Annotated in this window: 11 protein-coding genes and 2 riboswitches; of the genes, 10 read left to right on the forward strand and 1 reads right to left on the reverse strand. The window is 37.7% G+C overall.

Features of this window, described 5'->3' with window-relative positions:
- The first annotated feature begins 173 nt into the window (after nucleotides 1-173).
- Nucleotides 174-1,460, forward strand: coding sequence for an ABC transporter substrate-binding protein (locus EV203_RS12430; RefSeq protein WP_132040822.1), 1,287 nt, complete (start codon nucleotides 174-176; stop codon nucleotides 1,458-1,460).
- 1 nt (nucleotide 1,461) lies between these two features.
- On the opposite strand, the gene EV203_RS12435 is transcribed toward EV203_RS12430, so the two are convergent.
- Complete coding sequence (locus EV203_RS12435; protein ID WP_132040823.1) at nucleotides 1,462-3,123, reverse strand: peptidoglycan D,D-transpeptidase FtsI family protein; 1,662 nt, start codon at nucleotides 3,121-3,123, stop codon at nucleotides 1,462-1,464.
- 115 nt (nucleotides 3,124-3,238) lie between these two features.
- Nucleotides 3,239-3,372, forward strand: a riboswitch (cyclic di-AMP (ydaO/yuaA leader).
- Nucleotides 3,373-3,455: 83 nt separating this feature from the next.
- Here EV203_RS12435 and EV203_RS12440 point away from each other — a divergent pair.
- The 9 genes from EV203_RS12440 to EV203_RS12480 all read left to right on the forward strand — a co-directional run bounded on the left by EV203_RS12440 (nucleotide 3,456) and on the right by EV203_RS12480 (nucleotide 11,560).
- Nucleotides 3,456-5,012: an ABC transporter substrate-binding protein gene (locus EV203_RS12440; protein ID WP_132040824.1), complete on the forward strand. Its 1,557-nt coding sequence runs from the start codon at nucleotides 3,456-3,458 to the stop codon at nucleotides 5,010-5,012.
- Between the two features lie 48 nt (nucleotides 5,013-5,060).
- A complete protein-coding gene (locus EV203_RS12445) occupies nucleotides 5,061-6,071 on the forward strand; it encodes an ABC transporter permease (protein ID WP_009610585.1) in 1,011 nt (336 codons plus the stop codon).
- Between the two features lie 11 nt (nucleotides 6,072-6,082).
- Nucleotides 6,083-7,015: an ABC transporter permease gene (locus EV203_RS12450; RefSeq protein ID WP_132040825.1), complete on the forward strand. Its 933-nt coding sequence runs from the start codon at nucleotides 6,083-6,085 to the stop codon at nucleotides 7,013-7,015.
- Nucleotides 7,016-8,017 (forward strand): ABC transporter ATP-binding protein, encoded by a 1,002-nt coding sequence (locus tag EV203_RS12455; RefSeq protein WP_132040826.1) that lies wholly within the window; start codon nucleotides 7,016-7,018, stop codon nucleotides 8,015-8,017.
- Nucleotides 8,018-8,034: 17 nt separating this feature from the next.
- Nucleotides 8,035-9,021: an ABC transporter ATP-binding protein gene (locus EV203_RS12460; protein ID WP_132040827.1), complete on the forward strand. Its 987-nt coding sequence runs from the start codon at nucleotides 8,035-8,037 to the stop codon at nucleotides 9,019-9,021.
- Nucleotides 9,022-9,084: 63 nt separating this feature from the next.
- Nucleotides 9,085-9,145: riboswitch (Fluoride riboswitch) on the forward strand.
- 62 nt (nucleotides 9,146-9,207) lie between these two features.
- Nucleotides 9,208-9,867, forward strand: coding sequence for a DUF6062 family protein (locus EV203_RS12465; protein ID WP_011026064.1), 660 nt, complete (start codon nucleotides 9,208-9,210; stop codon nucleotides 9,865-9,867).
- Complete coding sequence (locus tag EV203_RS12470) at nucleotides 9,860-10,192, forward strand: hypothetical protein (protein WP_011026063.1); 333 nt, start codon at nucleotides 9,860-9,862, stop codon at nucleotides 10,190-10,192. Before EV203_RS12465 ends, EV203_RS12470 begins: the two co-directional genes overlap by 8 nt.
- Nucleotides 10,189-10,614 carry a HEAT repeat domain-containing protein gene (locus EV203_RS12475; RefSeq protein ID WP_132040828.1) on the forward strand — a complete coding sequence of 142 codons (426 nt, stop codon included), beginning with the start codon at nucleotides 10,189-10,191 and terminating at the stop codon, nucleotides 10,612-10,614. The genes EV203_RS12470 and EV203_RS12475 overlap by 4 nt, the downstream gene beginning before the upstream one ends.
- Entirely contained in the window at nucleotides 10,604-11,560 is a 957-nt protein-coding gene (locus tag EV203_RS12480; protein WP_243700702.1) for an MFS transporter, read from the forward strand. Before EV203_RS12475 ends, EV203_RS12480 begins: the two co-directional genes overlap by 11 nt.
- Nucleotides 11,561-11,638: the final 78 nt, after the last annotated feature.

Below are 11,638 nucleotides of genomic sequence, written 5' to 3' on the forward strand. Positions count from 1 at the left end.
GGAGTTTTAAAGAAAATTTTATCCAGATATATACAGCCCCTGCTTTCGGTACTAAGAAAACAGGGGCTAAAATTTTGCTTTGTCAACAAACTGAGGGCAGGGGAAAATCTCCCTGCCTTTTTAGTTATTTATAAGGCGGTGAGAGAATATAGTTTATTATGAGGTGATATGATGTGAAAAAGGCCTTTACCTGGTTTTTATACCTTTTGATTTTTTTGTTTTTAGCCTACTGGCCTTTTTATATGAATTCTCAAAAAAAGGCGGAATTAGAAGAGAGAAAGATAGAAGAAAGTTTCAAAGGCATAATAACCTTTTGGGATTTTCCTCACCCTTTTGATGAGGATACATCAGGATTTGAATTTATAAAAAAGAAGATACGGGCTTTCCAGAATAAATATCCTGGTGTTGTGATAGATTTTGAGCCTATTTCAGAGGGGGATGGAATAGAAAGGTTAAAAGAGGCCTTTTCAAAAGGAGTTCTTCCGGATGTATTTCCAGTTAATCTGGAGCTTGTGCGGTTATACAAGGATTTTTTACAACCTATTACAAATTTTGTATCAAAAGAAGAGAAAAGTGAATACAATGAAGAGGTATTAAAAGCCCTGTCTTTAAAAGAAGACATATACGGACTGCCTTTGGGTATGTACACAAATGTGATTTTTATAAACAGAGAAATATTTGAAGATAAGGAGATAAGCCTGCCTGAAAAAGGATATTGGAATTATGAAGAATTTTTAAATGGTATGATAAAGGTCACAGAAAAGGATGATAAAAAACCTGTATTTGGATTGGGTATACCGCTTTTTAATGGCAGTTACAGCCTTTGGGGCTTTTTGATGCTAGACGGAGGAAAAGTTTATGACAAGGGCAAATACGCTTTTTTTGGACCACAGGCGATTTCCTCACTTCAAAAAGTGCTTGACATGGCTGGAAGATACAGTGTGATAAATCCAGTTTCACTGGAAGGAGATAGAAAAAAACTGTGGGATGAGTTTACTCTATATAAAAATACAGCTGCATTAGTGGAAGAAAGTTATAAAATTGCTGAGCTTAGCAATCTGTTTAAAAAGGGCAAATTATTTGAGTTTGATGTGGCTTTTTATCCTACGGGAGAAAGTGGCATCCCTCTGACAATTTCTCCAAAAGTGTACGGGTATGGCATAAAAAAAGACAAAGATTTAAAGAAGTTAGAGATGGAATATAGGCTTATAAAATTTATTGTACAAGATCAAGAAGGAGTATTAAAATTAGGGTATGTACCTACAAAAAAGGGAATAGAGATTGGCGAGGAGAAGATGAAAAAGATTGAAGAGGCGGTGAAATACACAGAACTGCCTCCCCTATGGGATAAGTGGGAGAAGGTCGATAACCTCGTTATTGAAAGAGTAAAGGAAGGGATTAAGGAAGGAAAGAGCGCTTATGAGGTCATTGAGGGGATAAAAAAAGAAGTAGGCGAGTGAGCTATTTTCTCACTGCTTCATAATAAGTGAGTGTGTCTTTCAGTATTTCCTGGGCTATTGGAGCAGCTACTTCTCCTCCCATATGACCGCTCTGCGTCGGATTTTTTACAATGACAAGAACCGCTATTTTTGGATTTTCCACAGGGGCGAAGCCTGCAAAGGAAGCAGTGTATTTTCCTTTCTGATAATTTACTGTAGTACCAGTTTTACCGCCTACTCTGTAACCGGGAACCTGAGCCAATTGTCCTGTTCCCTCTGTTACTGTTTTTTCTAATATGTATCTTAGGGTGTCAGAAGTCTCTTTGGATATTACCTGTCTCACTACTTGGGGTTTAAATTCTTTTACAATTTTGTCTTCACTTTTAATGTATTTTACAATATGTGGGTACATGAGGTCTCCGCCGTTTATAACTGCTGAGAAGGCTGTAATCATCTGAATGGGAGTTACTGCAATTCCCTGTCCAAAGGACATGGTGGCAAGGTCAACAGGATACACCTTATCCTTAGGCAAAATCATTCCGCTTGCTTCGCCAGGAAGTTCAATGCCTGTAGGAGCGCCAAAGCCAAAGGCCTGTATGTATTTATAAAAAGTGTCTAACCCCAACCTTTCGGCGACTTGTATAAAGACTGTGTTGCTGGACTTTTCTATAGCCTGAGAAAAAGTAATATTTCCTAGAACTGTCCAGCTTTTAATTTTTTTGCCTGACACTACGTAATACCCTGGATCAAAGAATTGTTCATCAGGGGTTACCACAGCCGAGTCCAATGCCGCCGCTGCTGTTATCACTTTAAATACAGAACCGGGCTCGTAAATACTGGATACGGCGGGATTTGCCCAGTATTCCTGAGATGGGACTTTCTGTGGGTCATTGGGGTCAAAGTCCGGCAGATTTGCCATTGCCAGGATTTCTCCTGTCTTTGGATTCATGACAATTGCAGTTATTCCATCTTCTGGTTTGTACTTTTCATAAGCTTTTTTAATAGCTTTCTCTGCATAAGCCTGAATGACGGAATCAACGGTCAAAACTACGTCTTCTCCTTCTTTTGGCTTATAGTATTTGCTGGGTATTCCTACTTTGTGCCCTTCCCTATCCACTAAAGATATCTCTCTTCCCGGAACTCCGCTTAAGTACCTGTCAAGGGAGTATTCAAGGCCGTATAGACCGTTTCCATCTACTCCAGTAAAGCCTAGGACCTGTGAGAGCATTGACCCATTTGGATAGTTTCTCATGGAAGTATCCTCTACATATATTCCAGGGATGTTGAGCTTTTTTATAGATAGAGCTTTTTCCATTGGAACGAATCGTTCAAGGACTGTCCATTCCAAGTCTTTTTTAGATAGAACTTTAAAGAGATCATTTTTACTGATAGATAAATATTTTGACAGCTCTTCTGAAGCCTTCTCAGGGTCTTTTATGTATTTTGGAGAGGCGTAAACATCCACAGCAGGTACATTGCAGGCGAGTATATTGCCGTTTACATCGTATATATTTCCTCTCTGGGGCCTTATTATTATGTCTGCCGTTGTTTGTCTTTCTACGGCAAGGGAGAGCTTTTCAGCGTTTACAACCTGTATCCATACAAGTCTTCCTATAAGTATGGAAAAAATGATTAGAAAAAATACAAAAAGAAAAAAAGTGCGAAGTTTAAGGTTCTTTGTCACGACTTTCTACTCCTTTTATATTTGTTTTCAAGATAATTATATCACACAAAGGACGGGTTGGGATAGTCTGTATTTGACTAACTGGTAAAAGTATGGTACAATTTAAGCAACAACTTAATCGTTATCGCTGAACCCGAAAAGGGGCGGGGGACCCACCTTTTGGGGCGAATCTCTTCCTACGGGAAGAGTAGGGTTACTCCTTCGACCCGAGCCCGTCAGCTAACCTCGCAAGCGTGGGAAGGAGAAATATCCAGGACCGCTGGATATTTCGGCGGCCTTTTTATACCCCCGTCCTTACCATAAATTTACATTTGAAGGGGGTATATTTTATTATGAAAAAAACTGCTATCCTTTTGGCACTTCTTTTATCACTTTTGCTTGTTTTAGGGGGATGTACATCTTCTAAGAAAGTAACTTCAGAAAAAGATGGAGGAACCATTGTAATAGCTTTAAATAAGGGCAGCATTGTGACATTGGATCCGGCTGATTACAGAGATAGAGAGACTGAGACAGTTTTGAGAAACATATTTGATGGGCTTGTGACGCGGACATACGATGGAAAAGTAGTCCCTGAAATAGCAGAGTCTTGGGAGATTATATCGCCTACAGAATGGGAATTTAAGATAAGGAAAGGCGTAACTTTTCAAAATGGAGACCCTCTTACAGCCGATGATGTCGTATTTACATTTAATAGAATAATAAAAGAGGGAGGACTTGAAGGGAAAACTTCTCCAAGAAAAGGCTTAATGGGACCCGTGGAGGATGTTCAAAAAATTGATGATTACACTGTTAGATTTATCTTAAAAGAGCCTTTCCCAGTTTTACTTCAGGCTTTAGTCCATCAGCAGATAATACCTAAAAAATATTATGAAGAAGTAGGGTACGAGGAATTTTTAAAGCATCCTATAGGAGCAGGACCTTTTAAATATGTATCTGGGAAATTGGATGAGCAGATAGTTTTAGAAAGGTATGATGGATATTACGGTGGTTCTCTAGACATTCCCCCTGTTGGTCCTCCAAGTCTAAAAAGAGTTGTATTTAGAATGATACCTGAGCCCTCTACTGCAATAGCTGCTTTGGAAAAAGGAGAAGTAAATATAGTTCAGTACATTCCACCTGATATGATAGAAAGGCTTAAGAAAAATCCAAACATACAGGTAAAGGAGAACGATGGAACAAGAGTCTACATCCTTGAGATAAACAATAAAATGCCACCTTTTGACAATAAAAAGGTAAGGCAGGCTTTAAATTACGCAATAGACATGGATTCTATTGTAAAAGAAATTTACAAAGGCTATGGGGTGAGACTTGCAGGGCCAATGCTTCCCTATGCCTTTGCTGCGAACACAGATTTAAAGCCCTATGAGTACAATCCTGACAAGGCAAAAGAGCTTTTAAAAGAGGTTGGAGTTCGCGATTTGAAAGTTGTAATAGATACTCAGCCTTTTAGAGAAGAGGAAGCTTTGGCTATAGTTAACATGCTTGAAAAAGTAGGTATAAAAGCTTCTGTAAGAACCTGGGAATGGGGAGTTTTGCAGTCAGAAATACAGAAAGGCACCAGGCAGTTGTACCTTACTGACTGGGGAAATGCATATCTTGACCCATTTGATTTCTTAAATCCAAAGCTCAAGACAGGTGAAAGAGGAAACTATTCTTTCTACAGCAATCCAGAGGTTGATAGGCTCCTAGACGAAGCGGCAAAAGAGACAGACAATGCTAAAAGAAAAGAGCTTTATTACAAGGCTCAGGAGATAATATATGACGATGCTCCATGGGTGTTTGGATATTCTCTGAAGACTGTAGAAGCTGCGACTAAAAATGTAGAAAACTGGCAGCCGAGTATGGACGGTAGAGAAAATATGCACAGAGTGAAGCTTTCTAATGAGTAAAAAGGGGTTAATGACCCTTTTTACTCTAAAGTGGATGGGGGAATTTTTATGAGGGAAGCGAAGGTTTTAAAGAGAGTTTTGTACACAATTCCTATAATGCTAGCAATAGCCATAACAGTATTTGTATTTATGAGATTTACTCCGGGAGACCCCGTTGACATAATGATGGGAAAAGAAAGCATGGTATCACAGCAGGACATAGAGCTTTTAAAAAAGGAGTTTAACCTTGATAAACCTATATACACACAGCTTTACATTTTCCTCACAAATCTTTTAAAGGGAGATTTGGGAAAGTCTATAACAAAAGGAGTTCCTGTAATTGAACTTATCAGAGAGACTCTACCTGCTACAATTGAACTTGCTCTGGCAGCCTTAACTCTTGGGATTTTAATAGGTATCCCCATAGGGATTATATCTGCTGTCAAACAGAATTCCTGGCTTGACAGAACTATGATGGCAATATCCTTTACAGGAATATCAATGCCTTCTTTCTGGCTGGGATTAATACTTATTCTAATTTTTTCAGCCAAATTAAATTTACTTCCGAGTCAGGGCAGAATAAATTTTCTAATTTATATACCTAAGGTAACTGGTTTTTACACGATTGATTCGCTTCTTGCTGGAGACTGGGAAGCATTTGTGAGCAGTTTGAGGCATCTTTTCTTGCCTGCTCTAACTTTATCAGCTCCTTTAGCAGCTGTTTTGGCAAGAGTTATGAGGTCCAGTATGCTGGAGGTCTTAAGAAATGACTATGTGGTCTTCGCAAGGGCTAAGGGAGTGCCTGAGAAATTAGTAATACTTAAGCATGCTGTAAGAAACGCATTGATTCCAACAGTTACAGTTTTAGGCATGGAAGTAGGAGCACTTTTAGGAGGCAATATGATAGTTGAGAATGTCTTTGGATGGCCTGGAATAGGCAGGCTTGTTGTGACTGCGATATTTGACAGGGATTATCCTCTGGTCCAGGGAGTCGTAATGTTTTACGCCTTCACTTTTGTCATGGCAAATCTTTTGGTAGATATACTCTACACTTATCTGGACCCCAAGATTGAACTGTAGGGGGTGTTTGAATGACTATAAAAAATGGAATAGTGCCTGCAAAGTATTATGAAGTATCTTATAAAAAATCAAATTTAATAACTAACCTTTTAAGCCTTTTAGGGAAGATAAAAAAGCATCCAACTGCTTTAATTGGAATGCTTACAATCATAGCCTATATTTTAATGGCTGTATTCGCACCTTTTATTTCACCTTACAGCGTTAAATACTCAGACCTTTCAGCAAGACTATTGCCCCCTGTGTGGAGTGGAGGAACGTGGGCACATCCTCTGGGAACTGACCAGGTAGGAAGGGATTTGCTGACACAGATTATATACGGTTCTAGAATATCAATACTGGTTGGCTTTTTGACTGTTTTGATTTCTGCCTCTATTGGGACTTTCTTAGGAGCAATCGCAGGATACTACAGAGGAACAGTTGATACGGTGATTTCGCGCTTTGCTGACTTTTTACTTTCTTTTCCTTTCTTAATATTTGCGGTGGGAGTAATGGCAATTTTGGGGCCCGGATTCTGGAATTTGATTTTAGCTCTGACATTTAAAAGCTGGGTGGAATTTTTCAGGCTGGTAAGAGGTGAAGTCTTGGAGGAGAAAAATAAAGAATATGTAGAAGCTGCTCAGGCTTTGGGAAGAAGCAATGGTGCGATAATTGTATCAGAAATTCTGCCTAATATATTCCAGTCAATATTTGTCCTTGCCACATTGAGAATGGGCTACATGATAATAATGGAAGCATCTTTGAGTTATTTAGGTTTAGGTGTGCCACCGGATATTCCTACATGGGGTTCTTTAATAAACTCTGGAAGGAACCACATATTTGACGCCTACTGGATATCTACTCTTCCAGGCATAGCTTTAGTGATACTGGTACTCAGTATTAACCTTTTTGGAGAAGGATTAAGAGATATATTAGACCCAAGGCTTAAAGTGGAAGGAAGTGAATAAATGCTTGAGATTAGGAACTTGAAAGTGGTTTTTGAGACAGACAGGGGAGTAGTAAAAGCGGTAAATGGGATTGACCTAACACTTGAAAGAGGAAAAATTTTAGGCCTGGTAGGAGAATCGGGTTCAGGAAAAAGCATGACTTTGCTTTCTATTTTAAGGCTTGTCCCTTACCCGGGCAAAATTGTAGAAGGGGAAATTCTCTTTGAAGGAGAGGACCTTCTCAAAAAATCGGCTTCTCAGATGAGGGAGATAAGGGGAAAGGACATAGCCATGATATTTCAAGACCCAATGACCACATTAAATCCGGTGTTTCCTGTAGGAGAGCAGATAAGGGAATCCTTGAGGGTTCACAACATAATAAAGCCTGAAAAAGAAGGTATATTAGGTTTTCTCGGGGAAAGGGACAGAAGAAAAAAAGAGTATGAAAAGGCAGTAGAACTTATGGAAAAAGTCGGGATATCATATCCTGAAAAGAGATATTTTTCATATCCGCATCAGTTCAGTGGAGGGATGCAGCAAAGAGCGATAATTGCTATTGCTCTTTCATGCAATCCTAAACTACTTCTGGCTGACGAACCTACAACTGCACTTGATGTGACAATTCAGGCGCAAATTTTGGATTTATTGAGGCAAATAAATGAAGTAAACGGCACCTCCATAATTTTTGTAACTCATGATTTGGCAGTGGCGGCAGAGTTTTGCGATGAAATAGCTGTCATGTACGCTGGGCAAATGGTGGAAAAAGGACCTGTAGACAAGGTCATCGGAGAACCAAAGCATCCTTATACAAAAGGACTTTTGAAGTCTATACCTAAAATAACACGAAAAAAAGAAAAACTTTACGCCATACCGGGAAATGTCCCAGATTTGGCTTCTCTTTCACCTAAAGGTTGTCCTTTTTATGAGCGGTGTGAAGAAGCAGTGGAAGAATGCAAAGAAGTTGAACTTCCTTTAATTGAGGTTTCAGATGGAGAATTTGTAAGGTGCATAAAGTACCTCTAAAAGATGGGGTGTTAGATATGGAAAATGGGGTTTTTATTCAAATAAAAAATCTCAAGAAATATTTCATAGAAGAGCCAGACTTGTTAATGAAGCTTGTAGCTAAGAAAAAGAAAAGGGTTGTGAAAGCTGTTGATGATATAAGCCTTGACATAAACAAGGGGGAGACTCTGGGGCTGGTTGGAGAAAGCGGCTGTGGGAAAACTACACTAGGGCGTACAATTGTAAGGCTTTACGAACCTACAGAGGGAAAGATAATATTTGAAGGGGAAGACATAACAGAGGCAAGAGGAGAAAAGTTAAAAGAATACAGGAAAAAAGCACAGATAATTTTTCAAAACCCTTATTCTTCTTTAAATCCCAGGAAGACAGTAAGGCAGATTTTGTCAGTACCTTTGATTGCCTCTGGCGTAAAAGACCCTCACGAAAGAGAAGAGAGAATTATGTATCTTTTGAATAGAGTTGGTTTAAATTACAGGCAGATGGATTCTTATCCCCATGAATTTTCAGGTGGACAGAGGCAGAGGATAGGCATAGCACGTGCTTTGGCAATGAGCCCTGAATTTATTGTGGTTGACGAGCCAGTTTCAGCCATTGATGTGTCAATACAGGCGCAAATTATAAACCTTCTAGAGGAATTGAAGGAAGAGTTAAACCTTACTTATCTTTTTATAGCTCATGATTTGAGTGTTGTATATCATGTAAGCGATAGAGTTGCGGTGATGTATCTAGGAAAAATTGTAGAAATGGGAAAAACTGAGGATATTTTCTTCAACCCACTTCACCCCTATACAAAAGCTTTGCTTTCTGCTATTCCCTCTATTGATAAATCAAAAAGAAGGGAAAGAATAATATTAGAAGGCACTGTACCATCTCCTGTGAATCCGCCAAAAGGCTGTAGATTTAGTACCAGATGCTTTATGAAAAAGGGGAAAATGTGCGAAGAGGTAGAACCAGAACTAAAAGAAGTTGAAAAGGGACATTTTGTAGCTTGTCATCTGTATTAATGGATTTGATACTTGTATTTTCTCCAAAGAAATATTATAATAATATTGAAAATTGGAAAAAAGAATATTTAAGGTGATGAAGCCCACCTTAATTGCCGTAAAGGCTGATGGCTTCTACGAAGATTCGTAGAAGCCATCTTTTATTTTGGAAAAATTAACTACAAAACGTCAAGGGGTGGCATTTGGATGAAATTAGAATTCATTCCTTTATATGAAGCTTTTGAAAAATACGAAGACAGATGTCCTATATGTAAGATTATAGAACAGGAAGAAAAAGTTTATTGTGAACGCCTGTTAGAAGATGAAATTTTAAAAGACCCAGAGATGTATATTAAAATAGGTCAAACCAACTTTTGCCGTTACCATTTAGAACTGCTGAATAATTCGTATGACAAATTAGGGTTGGCAATTGCATTGAAAGCAAATATAAGCCATAAATTACAACAAATTGAAGAAATGAGCAAAACATTGAAGAAAAAAAGAAGAAGAAAAATAGAAAAAGAGAAATGTCTTGTTTGTAAGTATTTAAGAGAGAGGGACGCATACCATGTACACATTTTATTAGATATCTTGGAAAGTGATAAAGATTTTGTTGAAAAACATTCTAAAGGTTTCTCTAACTTGTGTTTTCATCATTTAGATGTGCTCATAGGTCTTGCTAAAAATATTGCGCCACAAATTGATAAGATAATAGAGCTAAATAAAAGCACAATTGAGAAAAATATAAACGACCTGGAATGGTTCATAACAAAATTTGATTATAGATTTCATGATGAGCCGTGGTATGACTCTAAAGATTCGATTGAAAGGGCTTTGAAATTGCTCGGAGGTGGCTATTATGATTAAAATTTCTTTTGAAATTACTGATGAGAGCTTTAGTGAAATTAAAGAATTGATTGACAATTTTAAAAAAGACGGTTTTACAGAAGAAGATGCATATAGAGTAATTTTTGAGATGGGAGTAAAAGCATATAAAATAGAACGGGACAATCCTGATGAAAGTGATTTGAGAAGACAACTTATTTCTATGGCGTCTCAATATGCTGCAATGAAGTTTAAAAATTTCCAGTTAATGCGGGATAATCAAACACTTGAGATAAGGTTACAAGGTTATAAAGCTGAAAATGCTCATCTTAAGAGGATGCTGGGTATAAGGGTTGATGAAGGATGAGGTATATATGTCCTGTGTGTTTTAAGATAGCTGAAGTTGGAGAAGAAAAATGCTCAAATTGTGGGTACGATTTTAAAAATATATCAGATGATGATTACAGTGAAAAGCTCATAAAAGCTTTAAATCATCCAGATTATAATGTGGCTTATATGGCTGCGGAGATAATCGGAGAACTTAAAATAAAAAAAGCAGAAGGGGAATTGATAAAGTATTTGCAAAACAGCGTAAAAACAAGAAAGGACCCGTATATTGAGCAGATGGTTGTGTGGGCTCTTGGAGAAATTGGCGGTGAAAAGTCCTACAAATTTCTTTTAAAAAACAGAGATAAATTCTCAATTTTAACAAAAAATATCATTGAAGATTCTCTAAAAAAAATTAAAACAAGAATGGCAAATAAGGAGGGTGAGGCAATTGGAAAATAGGGAAGAAAAAAATAATGAAAATAATAACATTAAAGTGTTGGGATGGGTAGCATTTTTTGGAGGATTAAGCCAGGATATGATTGTACCTATTTTGCCTACTTTTTATACTCAAATTCTTGGATTGAGCAAGGAAATGGTAGGCTTAATAGAGGGAAGTGTTACTACAGTTGTCAGTATCATGAGAATAATATCCGGAATAATTTCAGATAAGATTGGGAAAAGAAAATCGATTGTGTTTATTGGATATTTATTTTCCGCTGTTGGAAGAGTATTACTGCCATTGACGAATGGTGCTGCAATGGCTTTTGGGCTGAGACTGATTGACGGTATTGGAAAAGGTACAAAAGATGCGCCAAGAGACGCACTTATAGCGAAATCTTCTAAAATGAAAAGCATGGGTTTTTCCTTTGGGTTTCAAAGAATGCTTGATACATTAGGGTCTTTTCTTGGACCATTGATTACTGCCGGCTTGATGATACTATTTGCCAATTATATGGATTCTATAAGGTACAGGTTGATATTCTTAATTGCAGGGCTTGTGGCTTTTATCACAATAATACTCATAGGGTTATTTGTGGTGGAGCAAAAAGGAGAGAGAGTGAGTTCATCTTTTAAGCTTGATTTATCTGTTTTTAAAGGAAAATTTCTGACATTTTTCGTTGTGATGCTTGTGTTTACCCTTGGTAATAGCAGCGATGCGTTTTTAATTTTAAGAGCGCGAAGTGTGGGTGTAGAAGAGTCAACAATACCGATAATTATAGCTATGTTTAATCTGTCTTATGCTTTATTGTCAGTACCGAGTGGAGTATTATCCGACAGAATAGGAAGAGTTAATGTAATAAGATTAGGCTGGATTATTTATGCAGTCACATATTTAGGTTTTGCATTAGCGAAATTGCCATGGCATATTTGGGCTTTGTACTTAATATATGGAGCATTCCTGTAATGAATAAAAAATAAGGGAGAATGGACTTTGAAAAAATAAGTACCTCCTGATAAAATACAGAGTGTAAGTTTAAGAACT

Origin of the sequence: Caldanaerobacter subterraneus (assembly GCF_004345675.1) — a bacterium.
GTDB lineage: Bacteria > Bacillota > Thermoanaerobacteria > Thermoanaerobacterales > Thermoanaerobacteraceae > Thermoanaerobacter > Thermoanaerobacter subterraneus.